Here is a 14,268-nt window from a genome sequence, read left to right on the forward strand (position 1 = left end):
CCCAACGGTGAGCGGACGGTCTGCAGCCTCATGCGGCCGGACGAGTGTTACACCTTCACGCCCGGCGACCTCGGCACCGACCTCGGAGCAGCACCCGCCGCGCAGCCCGTCACGATCCGCGACGTCGCCAGCTTCGCCCCCGCCGCACCGACCGTCGCCACCGAACCCGCCGCCTGGGGAGTGCGTGGGCTCCACACGAACGTCATCGCAGGTGCTTCCGGACACACCCGCACCGGCACCCTCCTCGGTCAGGTCGCGGAGGTGCACTTCATCCCCGTCGGCTTCACCCTCGACTACGGCGACGGCGAGCATGCGACCGTCCGGACCGGTGGATCCAGTTGGGCCGCCCTCGGGCTTGCGGAGTTCTCCAAGACCCCGACGAGTCACCGCTACACGACGGTCGGAACCAAGACCATCACCGTAGACGTCGAGTACGCCGCCGAGTACCGCATCGGCGACAGCGGGTGGCTCCCCGTCATCGGGACCCTGCCGATCCCGACCGAAGAACCCCACACGGTCCAGATCGTCCGCAACTCCACCATCGGCGTCGACAAACCCTGCCGACCCGGCACACCCGCCATCGGCTGCTGACCTCACACCCGCACCGGCGGAGATCGTCAGGAGGTCGTGAAGACCGCAAGCCGCGCAAGCTGCGGCTGGGCTCGCGATGCGGTGATCGTCACACGCAGCTCGGTCGTCTCGACGGTTTCGAACCGGAGGATCCGCTGAGCACCCACCGTCGCTGCCGAAGCGAGCACCCGCGGCACACCGGCGGCGTCCACCACCGAGACCTCGACCCCCTCGATCACTTGACCGTGCGCGATCGCCTCGCGCACGCTCACTCCGGACACCAGCTGGGGTCGATCCCAGCGGAGCCGCAGGGTCGGCAGCGGATCGTCGTCGGCCGGACGCCACGTCACCGGGTCCGACTGTGACCCGGTCCCCGTGATCGACGCGGCCGGCACGGGCGCGCTCGACATCGTGAGCAGGGCTGAGCCGGCGACATCGAGCCGTTCCAGGTCGTCGATGAGTCGGCCGAGACCGGTAAGGCTCTCGAGGTCGGGATCCGCGATCAAGCCCTCCCTGGTGGGCGGCAGGTTGAGCAGGAACGTCGCGTTCCCACCGACACTGCGCTCGTAGATGTCGAAGAGTTCCTCGGCCGAGCGGACCATCCCGTCCTCGGAGGGGTGATGGAACCACCCCGGACGGATCGAGGTGTTGACCTCCGCCGGGTACCAGACGAGCGGCTCCGTGGTCGCGAGGATCGCAGCGCGGCTACCGAGGTCGTCCTCATCGGACTGGACGGCCCGGGAGAACAGCCCGTCGTCGACCTGCTGCGAGCGGTCCGCGGTGCGCTCGGCATCTCGCAGCGACGCAGGAACCACACTCCACTCGTCAGCCCGCGTGGACCCGGCCTCGTTCCCGCACCAGCGCACGTCCGGCCCGCACACGCTGATCGCCGCGTTCGGCTGCAGCTCGCGCACGACCGCGTAGTAACGATCCCAGTCGTACAGCTGCTGCTTGCCGTTCGGCCCTTCGCCGTTCGCGCCGTCGAACCAGACCGAGAACAGCTCGCCGTATCCGGTGAGGAGCTCGGTCAGCTGCGCGACGAAGAAGTCGTCGTAGGCGTCACCCGAGCCGTAGCTCGGTTCGGCGCGGTCCCACGGCGACAGGTAGACGCCGAACGCCAGCCCCGCCGCGCGACACGCTTCCGCGACCTCTGCGACGAGGTCGCCTCCACCGTCGCGCCACGGACTCGACGCCACCGAGTGGTCGCTGACGGCCGTCGGCCACAGCGCGAAGCCGTCGTGATGCTTGCAGGTGAGGATGAGCCCGCGCATGCCGGCGCTCTTCGCCGCCGCGACCCACTGCGCCGCATCGACGCCAGCCGGGTCGAACACGGCGGGCGACTCGGTGCCGTCGCCCCACTCCCGATCGGTCATGGTGTTGACCCCGAAGTGGATGAAGCCGTAGAACTCCATCCGCTGCCACGCGAGCTGCCGGGGCGACGGCACGACGGCGACCGCTTCCGCCAACCGCGCAGCGACCGTCTCCGCCGAGCCGCCGCTCATCGGAACTTCCGGTTGTAGAGGGCGAGCAGCGTGATCAACCCGGCGAGTCCGAGGAGCATCACCCCGAGGTTCAGCCACCCGACGGACTGGTTGGCGATGATCACCGCTGCGACGCAGATCACGAAGACGACCGCCGCGACGACGGCTCCCACACGTTCCTTGGTCATTCCTTCAGCCCTCCGGCTCCGACGTTCTGCAACAAGCGTTTCTGGATGATGATGTAGAGGATCACGACCGGGATGATGACGATCACCATGCCCGCGTACAACCGCCCGTAGTCGGCTGCCGCACGCTGTGCCTGGAACAGGTTGAGCAGTCCCACCTGCAGCGTCTTGTTCTCGCCCGGGATGAGCGACAGGGAGATGATGTAGTCGTTCCAGTAGCTCAGGAAGTTGAACAGGATCGCCGTGCTGATCGCCGGCATCGCCATGGGCAGCATGACCGTCCGCATCGTGCGGAACCGGGACGCACCGTCGAGCGTGGCGGCCTCCTCATAGGACACCGGGATGGTGCGGAAGTAGGCGAGCAGCAGGTAGATCGTGAACGGCAGCGACGTCGCCGCGTAGACGAGCCCCAGCACGAACAGGTTGTCGATGAAGAAGCCGCTCGGCATGAAGGTCCGCAGGGCCTTGTCCCACCCGAGCAGCATGAGGAAGATCGGGATGACGATGTAGTTCACGTTGATGAACAGACCGGCGAGCAGCAGTGTCTCGAGGATCGACTTGCCGCGGAACTCGAACCGCGCCAGCGCATAGGCGGCCGGCACGGCGATGATCAGCACGAAGCAGAGGCCGACGACCGTGACGAGCAGGGAGTTGAGCAGATACGGGCCCATGTTGGCGGCGACGAACGCGTCGACGAAGTTCTGCCAGTGCAGGCCCTCCGGGAGCGCCCAGGGGTTGCCGTAGAACTCGCCCTTGGTCTTGACCGATGCCATGACGACCCAGAGCACGGGCACCAGGATCATGAGCGAGATGAGGATCAGGACGAGGTTCGAGATCCACGACACCGGCCGACGACGACGGACGCGCTGACGGGAGGTCGGACCAGGCGGGACCGACGAGGACGGCGGCGTGACGATCGGGGGGACTGGGGCTGAGGTGGTCGTGGTCATCAGAATTGGAGGACCTCTCGCTTGGTCGCGCGGCTGATGATGAGCGCCGCGAGGAATGAGAACAGGAAGATCGCTGTCCCGATGGCCATGCCGTAGCCGTAACTCGAGTTCGTGTACGCCTGCTTGTACATGTAGTCGAGGAGGACCTCGGAGGCGCCGTCCGGACCGCCGCCGGTGAGTGCCCGGACGAGCACGAACGCGAGGTTGATCGAGCTGATGATGAAGAAGATGAGGGACGTGCGGAGCGTCTCCCAGACGAGCGGCAGCGTGATGTCGAAGAACTGCCGGAACGGGCCGGCACCGTCGAGCGCGGAGGCCTCGTAGATCTCGGCCGGGATGTTCGACATGCCCGACATGTAGAGCACGAGGTAGTAGCCGAGGGACTGCCAGACCATCGCGAAGGCGATGCTGTACATGATGATCTTCTGGTCGCCGAGCCAGACCTGCGACAACGAACCGAGGCCGAGGAAGTTCAACGAACCGTTGATGAGACCGTTCTGCTGGTCGTACACCGCGGAGAAGATCGCTGCGACGACGACGATGGACAGCACGCTCGGCAGGTAGAGGACGAACCGGTACAGGTTGCTCGCCCGCACCTTGCCCTGGGTCATGACCCCGGCGAGGACGAGCCCGCCGGCCATCGTCACGATGGAGACGACGACGAGCAGGAAGACGGTGTTCTGGAACGCCCGGACGAACTGCATGTCACCGGCGAGGGCGATGAAGTTGTCGAAGCCGGCGAACGTGGGGGTGCCGCCGACGCCGGTCCAGTTGTAGAGCGACATCCGGAAGACGTCGAAGGTCGGGACGACCATGAAGAGCACGTAGAGGATGATCGCGGGCGCGACGCACAGCAGCACGAAGCGGTTCTTCCCACGGGTGTTGAGGGAGACGGGGCGTCTGGCCACAGCGCGTCCTTTCTGCGAGGAGGGTGGTGCGCCCGTCCGACCAGGGGATCGGACGGGCGCACCGGTTCGGATCAGCCCGCGAGCTGGTCGGTGAGCTTGTTGCTCGCCTCGTTGACCTGGTTCTGCCAGTCCTCGAGGGTCATGGTGCCGGAGAGGACGCTGTTGGCCGCGTCGAAGAGCGTGGCCTTCAGGTCGACGCCGGGGACCGGCTTGGTCGCGGCGAAGGCACCGACGACGGCCTCGACGCCGGGCTCGCTGTAGACGGCGTAGAAGTCCTTCGCCTCACCGGTCAGGCGCTCAGGGAGCCCCTGGATCGGCTGGATGGCGTTCGCCTTCGCGAAGATGTCGGCGGCCTCGTCCGAGTACAGGTACGCGATGAAGTCCTTCGCCGCGTCCTTGTGCGCCGCCTCCTTCGGGACCCACGCCGACTCGACGAACGTCGTCAGGTAGCGCGTGCCGTCGGCCTCGGGAGCGGGGACCGGGGTGAGCCCCCACTGGAACCCGTCGGTGCGCGGGGCCTCCTTCATCTCGTTCGCGATCCAGGAGCCGTTCGGCATGAAGAGCGTCGTGCCGTCGAGGATGGTCTGCTGGTTCTTCGTGAAGTCCTGCCCGTTCGCGTAGCCGACCGTGGTCGGGGCCGCGTAGCTGAGGAGCTTCGTCGTGAGCTCGAGCGCCTCGGTGGCCTCATCCGTCTTCCACACGTCCTGCTTGTAGGTGAGGACGTCGTTCAGGAACTCCGGTCCGCCCACTGCCGACAGCAGCGAGAAGAAGTAGGAGTCGAGGTAGCCCGCCGTCGGGTAGGTGAACAGCGAGATGCCCTCGGCCTTCGCGGTGTCGCCGAGCTCGAACATCTCGTCCCAGGTGGTGGGGACGGTCCATCCGTTGTCGGCGAACAGTTTCTGGTTGTACACGAGGCCGGTCGGCGACGCGTACATCGGCATCAGGTAGACCTTGTCGTCGCCGTAGGGGTTGGTGTTGAGGTTGCCGACGATGCCGGGGGTCAGCTTGTCGCCGACCGTGACGTCCTCGCCGGGGATCTTCTCGTCGAGGACACCGGTGAGGTCTTCCAGGTTGTTGTCGCGGACGAAGGACTCGGTGAAGCCCTCCTTCGCACCGAGGCCGAGGAAGACGAGGTCCGGGTAGTCACCGGCCGCGACCTGCGGGGTGAGTTCGTCGGCGAGGGTCTTGCTCGTGGTGAGCTCGATCTTCACGTCGGGGTTGAGCTTCTCGTAGGCCGCGACCACCTCCTTGTACATCTCGGCGCCGTAGCCGCCTTCGAATGCGGCGATCTTCAGGGTGTCGGCGTCGTCGCCGCCCGTCCCGGAGTTGCCCGCACAGCCGGCGAGCATGCCGACCGTCGCGACGGCGGCGATGACGCCGAGGGTTCTGGTGCGCTTCATGACAGGGGTCCTTCCCAGTGCTGGTGAGTGGTGCAGGGGGTGGTGGGGTGTGTTGTGGTGCGGGGATGGGCGAGGGTGCTGCGGTGGGTCATCGGTTCATGGCCGATGCGCGACGGGCCCGCAGGGTGAGTGCTGCTGCTCCGGCCAGCAGGAGGAGGATCCCCGCACCTGCCGGCACGAGGCCGTCGACTCCGGTGCTCGCAAGCGAGCCGCCGTTGGAACCGGTACCGGTGGCGCCAGATCCACCGGTACCGGGGCTTCCTGCGCTGGGCGTGCCGGGCGTACCCGGTCCACCCGGCGTGACCGGGGTGCCGCCACCGGGCTCGAAGGCCTCGATCGCGGCGTTCAGCGCGACGACCGCAGCTTGCACGTCGGCGTTCGTCACGGCGGTGTTGCCGGTCGCGACGGTGTCGCGGTTGACGAGGGCCAGGACCGCCTCGGCCGAGGCGACCGCCGCGGTCAACGTCTCGGCACCGTCCGCCGCCGGAGCAGCGGCGCGCGCCGACTGAGCCGCGGCCGCCGTCGGGGCGAGGAGGGCCTTCGCCGTGCCGATCGACGCCGCGAGTTCGGTCGTGTCGACGATCTCGACCGTGACCCGCTTGGTCGCGTTCGAGCCGAACTCGAAGACGACCCCGGAGGTACCGAGCTCCTTGTCGGCGGCGAACGCGTTCGTGAGGGTGATCGTCGCGCCCTCCGCGGTGTCGGTGCGGACGTAGTCGGCACTGTCGAGGCTGCCGACGATGGCGCCGGAGGGCTGGACGTACCGGAGACCGGTGAGCGTGTCACCGTCGAGGTCGACCGTGAACGTGGGCAGGTTGTCGGGGTCCTCGGCCATCGCGGCGTTCTTGTCCATGACCGCTGCCGTCGGGGTCACCGTGGGGTCGGTTGCGGCGACCGCGCTGTCGAAGACGCTGATGGTGCTCAGGGTCGGTGCGTAGATCTGACCTGGCAACAGGCTCTCGAGCGACACCCGGAGCTTGGAGCTGGTGACGGACGCGAAGTCCTTCACGACCTTGCTCGCGCCGATCCCGGTCTGGGAGGAGAACGTCACCCAGGCCCCGGCCGCCGCGTCCCATCGCTGCAGGGAGAAGGCGTTGACGCGAGGATCGGTGCCCGAGTCGGTGAACTCCGAGAGGTCGACCTCGTCGAAGGTCGTGTCGGCACCGAAGTCGATGTCGATCGTCAGCGGATAGGTGGCGTCGTCTGCACCGGCCCAGCGCGTCGCCGGGTCGCCGTCGACGAGCTTGCCCGCGTTGAACTCGAAGTCGTTGTGCGGGTGCGTGCTGCTGGCGACGATCGGCTTGCCCTTGGCGAGGTCGACGCGCGTGTCCACGCCCTCGTTCTCGATCGGGTCGGTGTCGACCGGGTTCTCGACCTTCGTCCCGACCGCGGCCTCGTACAGCCCGATGTCGACGCCCTCACCGTAGTAGAGCTCGGTGCCGAAGAAGTCGTCCGAGCCGATGCGCTCGTTGTACCGGCCGGCATCGATCAGCGGCGAGGTCTCCTGCAGCTTGAACAGGGACGCGGAGTCGCGGATGGCGTCGACGCCGGCGTCCTTGGCGTAGTCGGCCGGGTTCCCGACGAACTGCGGGTCGCCGACGACGGCACGCTTGTCCACCGGCTGGTTGGCCGACTGCGTCCCGCTCGCCTCGAAGTAGGCGTTGTTCGAGAACACGCCCTTGTCGAGGCCGCCGGCCTTCCGTGCCCAGTTCGTGGAGGTGGTCGTCGAGGTGTTGTAGAAGATGTTGTTCGCGAAGTAGACGCGGTCCTTCAGCACCTCGTCGTGGAAGCTCTCGAGCTCCGCACCGTCGTAGACGAAGACGTTGTTGAGGATGTACGTGGGCGAGTAGTTCGACGACAGCATGTTCTTGAAGATCACGCCGTTGTCGTTGACGCTGAGGTTGTAGCGGGCGATCGAGTTGGAGCTGTTGCCCATGTAGGACATCCAGCCGCCCTGGTTGTCGTGCGAGTAGTTGTGCTCGTAGACGACGTTGAAGTTGGTGAACTCGAGGTCCCACGGGGTCGCGTCGTACTCGTTGGCGGGGCCGCCGTAGATCTCGTTGAAGCGCATCACGCTGTCGGCGCCGGCCCACAGGTAGAGGCCTGCGGAGACCTGGTTGTAGCGCTCGAGCCATCCGTTGGCCTCGTTGTACTCGGCGGTCAGGCGCTGGGTGTTCGCGAACTGGAACGGACCCTGGCCGGTGCTCTCGGCGTAGTTGTGACTGATCGTCACGTCGCGGCTGTAGAGGTCGCGGTCGCGGACCCAGAGCTGTTCCCAACCCTCGTGGTACTTGCCGGAGGCGTCCGTCTGGCCCTGCTGGTCGCCGAACCAGTTGAACGCGAACTGCACCGCGTGCAGCTCGACCTGCTCGAAGGTGTTGTCCTGGATGCTGATGTCCTCGAAGTGATGGCCACCTGTCGGGTACGCCGTGTACTGCTGCGAACCGAACACCTGGAAGTTGACCCCGGCGTAGTGGATCTTCTGCCAGGAGCTCGGGCCGTCGATGTCGTGGGCGAAGACGTTCGATATCGAGATCCCGCGCATGATCGAATCGGCGCCGGCCTCGAGCTTGTCGGCGTTGATCGAGACGGAGATGCCGTCGCGGACGTAGCTGCCCGTGGTGATGTCGGTGGCGAAGTCGTCGTCGTTCGACACCTCGAGGTTCGCGATGTGGACGTACTGCTGGTTGCGGAGGATCACCGCGCCGGTCAGTCCGACGGTTTCGGGGTTCTTGACACCGGGACTCGTGAAGGGGCTGGGGACCTGTCCGTTCGTCGCGATGTAGGGACGGCGCGCACCGGCGTCACCGTACGCGTCGATCACGATGGGCGCGGTCTCGGTGCCCGAACCCTTCGGCCACAGGGAGGTGTTCGACCAGGTCTCGCCGGCCTTCAGCAGCACGCGGTCGCCCGGCGCGAAGGTCTTCGCGTTGACCGGGGTGAAGCTCTTCCAGGCGGTGGCCGCCGACGTGCCGGTGGCCGTGTCGTCCCCGGCGGTGGCGTCGACGAAGTAGTCCGTGCCACCCGTCGTGTTCGGGGTGTCACCGGCCCAGCCTGTCGGTGCGGCGGCCGCCTGGACGGCGGTCTCCGGGGTGGTCGGTGCCGCGGACGCCGTCGGAGCGAAGGCCGTGGCGAAGAGGGCGGTGAGCCCGAGGACGGCGAGTCCTCGGAGGGCGGGGTGCTGGGCTGACCGGTTCCGACGTCTGCGTCGGGGTCCCGGGATCGCCGCGGGGGTGGCGGTGTTCATCAGTGCGTGTCCTCCATCGTGAGTTGGTGCAGGGCGTTGCTGTTCATCTGGCGTACTTGGGCCGCGACGCGTTCGGCGATGAGCGCGTCGAGGGCGGTGCTCTCGAGCTGGGCTCGGATCCGGTCGGCGTAGGCGGTGAAGGCGGCGTCCTGGTCGACGGTGACGGCGTCCACGCGGTAGACGACGTGCTCACCCAGCTCCACCACGGGCGAGCTGAGCGCACCGGCAGGCAGGGTCGCGACCTCGGCTACGAGGCGTGGGTCCGGTGTGCGGGAGCCGCCGTCGAGGAGACCGGTCGCGCCGTCGAGGGTGGACGCGGAGACGGTGGTGTCCGGGTCGGCGCCTGAGACGGCGTCGACGCCCTCCGCGGCGAGTCGTGCCGCGAACTGCTCGGCGGTGGTCGAGGCGAGCGGCACCGCGATCCGGGTGAGCTGGTAGGTGGAGGCGTTGAGGGTCCAGTCCTCGGCGTGCGCGTCGAAGGCGTCCCGGACCTCCTCGTCGGAGACGTCGATGACCGGATCCGAGCCCGAGCTCAGTGCAGAGACGAGCCTGGTGCGGAGATCGGCGATCGTCCGGCCGTAGAACTCCTGTGCGCGGAAGGAGGTGAGTCCGTAGACGACCTCGCCTTCGTCGAGCTGCGCCGCGCGGGCGGTGTTGGTGTCGGCGAGGGCCTGTTCGAATCCGGCGAAGTCCGAGAACGGGACGAGTCCGCGCTCGTGCCCGAGGTCGAGCACCACGCGGTCGGCCGCGAGCTCGTCGAGGGCCGCCGTCCGGAGTCGATCGATGGCGGTCGCGTCGCCGAGCGGTGCTTCCCAGTCGACGGAACCGGATCCGGTCTCGACGAGGACCTCGTTCTCGATGGCGGGTCGGACGCGCTCCATGTGGAAGAGCAGCTCGTCGCGGGTGACCGAGGCTCCGTCGATGGTCCCCAGCTCGGCGGGTGCCGCACCCGCGCCGCTGACGGCGACACCGACGACGACGGTTCCCGTGAGCACCAGGGCTCCGGCGGCGAGCAGCAGCCGCGAGCGGTGCCGACCACGTGAGATCGCACCACGGAGGCCGCGGGCGGGAGCGTCGGTGCTGGTCATCGGTGCGGCCTTTCCGTGGGAGTGGAGCGGGGTCGGCGGTGCTTGGCAGTCATGCTGGCAGAAAATGCTACGGATAACAATCGATGACTCGAAAGCGTTACAAATCGGCTGAATTGAGCCAAGTAAAGGCTTGGCATCCATAACATGCATGGCCCATAGTGGAAGTCCGTACGCCGATCCGAGGAGACGACCGCACCATGACGAAGTTCGCCGACACCGTCGGTCCAGCCGTTCCGCTCGTGATCGACGACACCGTGCGGCGGGCTCCGGCCGCACTGCACTGGCGGGACGGCCGGCTCCTCCGCGATGGGGCGCCGCACTCCGTGCGGTCCGGATCGCTGCACTACTTCCGCGTCGTGCCGGAGCAGTGGCGCGATCGGATGCTGCGCTTCGTCGACCTCGGGCTCAACTCGATCGACACCTACATCCCGTGGAACTTCCACCAGCCACGCGCGGACGCGGCACCGAGCTTCTCCGGTTGGCGTGACGTCGGCCGGTTCATGGAGACGGCCGCCGATCTGGGGCTCGACGTCCTGCTGCGACCGGGCCCGTACATCTGTGCGGAGTGGTCGAACGGCGGCCTGCCCGCTTGGCTCACCGCCCGCGACATCGCGCTCCGCAGCTCGGACCCCGGATACCAGCGGCCGGTCGAGACGTGGTTCGAGGAGCTCATCCCCCGGCTCTCGCCGTACCAGGCGGTCCACGGCGGCCCGGTCGTCGCCGTGCAGGTCGAGAACGAGTACGGCAGCTACGGCGACGACGCACAGCACCCAGGGTGGCTCGCCGCGCTGCTGCGTCGCCTCGGCGTGCAGGAACTGCTGTACACCGCGGACGGGCCCACCGACGTGATGATCGACGGCGGTTCCATCCCCGGGATCATGATGGCGGCGACCCTCGGCTCGAAGCCGGACGAGGCGCGCGCCCTCCTGCGGAGTCGGCGCCCGGACGAGCCGTTCTTCGTCGCCGAGTTCTGGAACGGGTGGTTCGACCACTGGGGGCAGCCGCACCACGTGCGGGACGCGCGGAACGCCGCAGCGGTGGCCCGCGACATCCTGGCCGACGGCGGGAGCATCAGCATCTACATGGCGCACGGCGGCACGAACTTCGGGCTCTGGTCCGGAGCCAACATCGTCGAGGGCGAACTGCGTCCGACCATCACGAGCTACGACTCCGACGCGCCGATCGCCGAGGACGGCCGGTTCACGGACAAGTTCTTCGCCCTGCGGGAGGTCCTCGGCGTCGCAGACGAACCGCTGCGATCCCCCGAGGTGCGGTTCTTGCCGGAGGGCAGCGTGCCCCTCCAGCGCGGCGTCGGGCTCCTGGACGCACTCGCTGAGCTCGGCGACCCCGTGAGCCCGCGGTCGTCCGCGCCGCCGTCGTTCGAGGACCTCGGCGTCGACGGCGGTCTCGTCGTCTACGAGGCGGATGCCCTGCTCCCCGATCGCCCGGTCGACCTCGTGTTCGACGGCGTCGCAGACCGCGCCCTCGTCTTCCTCGACGGGGCGTTCCAGGCCACGATCACCGGCTCGGGCACGGTCACCGTGACCGGTTCCGGCCTGGTGTCGAAGCTGACCGTGGTCGTCGAGAACCTCGGCCGCGTGAACTACGGTCCGCAGCTGGGCGCCGAAAAGGGCCTGCTGGGGCCCGTCCTCGTCGAACGTCGGCTCGTGCACGGCTGGCGGGCGCGACCGGTGGCCCTCGACCAGCTGGACCCGCTCCATCTCCGAGCAGTCGTCGACCGGACCGGCGACCCGACGACCGCCGCGAGCGGTGGGGGCGGCCTGTCGAGCGCGACCTTCGTCGTCGACGAGCCGCTCGACACGCACCTCCGACTGCCCGGCTCCACGAAGGGCTTCGTCTGGGTCAACGGGGCGCTCCTCGGTCGCTACTGGAACATCGGCCCGCAGCAGACGCTCTACGTGCCGGGGCCCCTCCTGCGGTCGGGCACGAACCGTATCGTCGTCCTCGAGCTCCACGAGGCCGGATCGACCGTCGAGTTCGTCGACCGTCCGGAACTCGGACCGACCGAGGAGTACGTCGAGGAGTTCTGAGCTGCGCCGTGCGGGCTACGCGCGTGTCGTCGGTGCCGCGGTGCTCTCGCGCACGATCAGCTCGGGCAGCATGACCACCGTCTCCCGCTCCGCGGCCGGCTCCTCGATGAGCGTGAGCAGATGCTCGACCGCCACACGACCCATCTCGCTGAACGGTTGCCGGATGGTCGTCAGCGGCGGTGAGGCGTATCGCGCCAGCGCGATGTCGTCCATGCCGATCACCGAGACGTCGCCGGGTACACTCCGACCGAGTTCGTCCAGGGCACGCAGGACGCCGAACGCCATCTCGTCACTCGAGACGAAGATCGCCGTCACGTCGGGCATTCGCCCGAGCAGCAGACCGTTGCGATAGCCGGACTCCGGGCTCCAGTCCCCGTAGAGCACAGGCGGTTCGTCGATGCCACGGTCGCGCAACGCCGCCTGCCAGCCGGTCGTCCGGCCTCCCGCGTCCTTCCAGGCCGTCGGCCCGCTCAGGTGCCAGACGGTCTCGTGTCCGAGGTCGAGCAGGTGCTCCGTCGCCATGCGGCCAGCGGCCTCCTGGTCCACCCGCACGATCTCGTCGGCGAAGGACTCGAGGCCGTCGATCACCACGGTCGGCAGGTCGGCCGTGACCCGGAGCAGGGAGACCTCGTCCCAGATCGGGACGGCGATGACGAGGCCGTCGACACCCTGGTTGCGGAGCCGGTCGATGGCGTCGGTGATGGACGCGGCGGACAGCGACGTCGTGCCGGCGGCGCTCACGAAGTAGTCGTGCTGGTGCGTCGCCCGCTGGATGCCGAGCATCATGGAGGAGCGGGCGTAGTAGTCGGTCTCGTGGGTGAGGACCCCGATGGTGCGGCTGCGGCCGGTGACGAGCGCGCGAGCGAGCCCGGTGCGCCGGTAGCCCGTCTGCTGGACGGCCGCCTCGACCTGGAGGCGGGTGACCTCGGTCACGTTGTCGAGGCCGCGGAGCACGCGGGAGACGGTCTGCGGGGAGACGCCGGCTATCGCGGCGACATCGGCCATCGTGGGCATCCGCGTCCGCTTCTCGCGACGCGATCGGCCCCCGCCGTTCGCCGTCGGTGTGGGCGCGTCGAGCGCGGTCGGTCCCCCGGGTGACGTCATTCCCACATGTTAGTCAATGGCACGGATAACACCTGAACCTCCACGCCGGTGCGCGCCGCGGCCGGCGCGGTGCGCTGACGCGAGCGCGCTCGAATCGGCGTGGCCGCGCCCCACAGCCGTGAGCGCGCCCCTCCGGAGACCCGCGCTGGCGTCATAGACCCGCGCTCACGTCAGCGCACCGCGCTGACGCAGCGGAGCCGGTCCACACGACGACGTCAGATAAGCCCCTCGCGACCGCCCGACACCCAGTTCGGGTCGGCGGCCCGTGGACCGCTCACCTGGTCGGCGTAGGTGTCGATCTCGGACCGGATCTCGTCCGTCAGCTCCACCCGGAACGCCTCGAGGTTCGCGTGCAGGTGCGCGACACTCCTGGTGCCGGGGATCGAGACGACCCGTGCGCCGAGCTGCTGCCCGCGGTCGTGCACCCAGGCGAGCGCGAGCGCCTCCGCGGTCGTCCCGATGCGGCGGGCGAGGCTCCGGAAGCGTGCCGCGAGTTCGAGGTTCGCCGCGAGGTGCTCGGGCTGGAAGCGCGGGAAGCTCGCTCGCGTCCCACCGAGCGGCACCGTCTCGGCTGTGAAGTCCTCGGTGAAGAGTCCGCGCGACAGCGGCGAGAACGCGACGACCGTCACGCCGAGCTCCGCCGCCGTCGGGACCACGTAGGTCTCGATGTCACGGCTGACGATGCTCCATTCCGACTGGATCGCGGCGATCGGGTGCACGGCGTGCGCGCGGCGGAGTTCGTCGCCCGTCGCTTCGGACAGACCGATGCGGAGGACCTTACCGGCGGTCACGAGCTCGGCGAGCGCCCCCACCGTCTCCTCGATCGGTACGTTCGGGTCGACGCGGTGCTGGTAGTAGAGGTCGAGGTGGTCCGTGCCGAGGCGGGTGAGCGTCCCGTCGATCTGCTCGTGGAGGTGAGCACGGTCGCCGCGGATCCCTCGCTTGCCGATGCCGCCACCGGTGACGATGCCAACCTTGGACGCGAGGAAGACGTCGTCACGGCGCCCGGTCAGGTACCGGCCGAGGAGTTCCTCGCTCCGGCCCTCGCCGTAGACGTTCGCGGTGTCGATGAGGTTCACGCCGCTCGCCAGGGTGGCGTCGAGGATGGTGGTGACCTCGGCGTCGGCGATCGCCCCGTAGGTACCGGCGATGGACATCGCACCGTACCCGATGGGGCCGACCTCCGCGGCGGTGTCGCCCGTGCCGATCGTGGTCGAGGGCAGTGCGGTCGTGGTCGGCTCCGTGGCCGGGGGCGCTTCGCTCATGGATTCACCGTACGGCTTC

General features: G+C 68.5%; 11 protein-coding genes. 2 read left to right on the forward strand and 9 right to left on the reverse strand.

Annotated features, from left to right (window positions below):
• On the forward strand, positions 1-591 hold a 591-nt coding region (locus RWN05_RS16945), incomplete at its 5' end, for a hypothetical protein (RefSeq protein ID WP_314140431.1).
• 26 nt (positions 592-617) lie between these two features.
• Here the strand turns inward: RWN05_RS16945 and RWN05_RS16950 are convergent.
• From RWN05_RS16950 to RWN05_RS16980, 7 genes are all read right to left on the reverse strand, one after another.
• A complete protein-coding gene (locus tag RWN05_RS16950) occupies positions 618-2,072 on the reverse strand; it encodes an alpha-L-fucosidase (protein ID WP_314140433.1) in 1,455 nt (484 codons plus the stop codon).
• A complete protein-coding gene (locus RWN05_RS16955) occupies positions 2,069-2,239 on the reverse strand; it encodes a DUF6903 family protein (RefSeq protein WP_167620520.1) in 171 nt (56 codons plus the stop codon). Before RWN05_RS16955 ends, RWN05_RS16950 begins: the two co-directional genes overlap by 4 nt.
• The gene (locus tag RWN05_RS16960) at positions 2,236-3,186 is read right to left on the reverse strand and encodes a carbohydrate ABC transporter permease (protein ID WP_079003348.1); all 951 of its coding nucleotides are present in this window, start codon (positions 3,184-3,186) and stop codon (positions 2,236-2,238) included. The genes RWN05_RS16955 and RWN05_RS16960 overlap by 4 nt, the downstream gene beginning before the upstream one ends.
• Complete coding sequence (locus tag RWN05_RS16965; RefSeq protein ID WP_231884403.1) at positions 3,186-4,094, reverse strand: carbohydrate ABC transporter permease; 909 nt, start codon at positions 4,092-4,094, stop codon at positions 3,186-3,188. Before RWN05_RS16965 ends, RWN05_RS16960 begins: the two co-directional genes overlap by 1 nt.
• A 71-nt stretch (positions 4,095-4,165) precedes the next feature.
• Entirely contained in the window at positions 4,166-5,494 is a 1,329-nt protein-coding gene (locus RWN05_RS16970; protein ID WP_079003349.1) for a carbohydrate ABC transporter substrate-binding protein, read from the reverse strand.
• An 88-nt stretch (positions 5,495-5,582) separates the two neighbouring features.
• The gene (locus tag RWN05_RS16975; RefSeq protein ID WP_314140437.1) at positions 5,583-8,741 is read right to left on the reverse strand and encodes a discoidin domain-containing protein; all 3,159 of its coding nucleotides are present in this window, start codon (positions 8,739-8,741) and stop codon (positions 5,583-5,585) included.
• A complete protein-coding gene (locus RWN05_RS16980; RefSeq protein ID WP_314140439.1) occupies positions 8,741-9,829 on the reverse strand; it encodes a peptidylprolyl isomerase in 1,089 nt (362 codons plus the stop codon). Before RWN05_RS16980 ends, RWN05_RS16975 begins: the two co-directional genes overlap by 1 nt.
• 197 nt (positions 9,830-10,026) lie before the next feature.
• Here RWN05_RS16980 and RWN05_RS16985 point away from each other — a divergent pair, with 197 nt between their 5' ends.
• Positions 10,027-11,880 (forward strand): beta-galactosidase, encoded by a 1,854-nt coding sequence (locus RWN05_RS16985; RefSeq protein ID WP_314140441.1) that lies wholly within the window; start codon positions 10,027-10,029, stop codon positions 11,878-11,880.
• A gap of 15 nt (positions 11,881-11,895) precedes the next feature.
• On the opposite strand, the gene RWN05_RS16990 is transcribed toward RWN05_RS16985, so the two are convergent.
• Together RWN05_RS16990 and RWN05_RS16995 are read right to left on the reverse strand one after the other, a co-directional pair.
• Positions 11,896-12,984, reverse strand: a complete 1,089-nt coding sequence (locus RWN05_RS16990; RefSeq protein ID WP_231884424.1) for a LacI family DNA-binding transcriptional regulator — start codon at positions 12,982-12,984, stop codon at positions 11,896-11,898.
• A 215-nt stretch (positions 12,985-13,199) separates the two neighbouring features.
• The gene (locus RWN05_RS16995) at positions 13,200-14,249 is read right to left on the reverse strand and encodes an aldo/keto reductase (RefSeq protein WP_314140443.1); all 1,050 of its coding nucleotides are present in this window, start codon (positions 14,247-14,249) and stop codon (positions 13,200-13,202) included.
• Positions 14,250-14,268: the final 19 nt, after the last annotated feature.

This window comes from uncultured Plantibacter sp. (assembly GCF_963518075.1).
GTDB lineage: Bacteria > Actinomycetota > Actinomycetes > Actinomycetales > Microbacteriaceae > Plantibacter > Plantibacter flavus_A.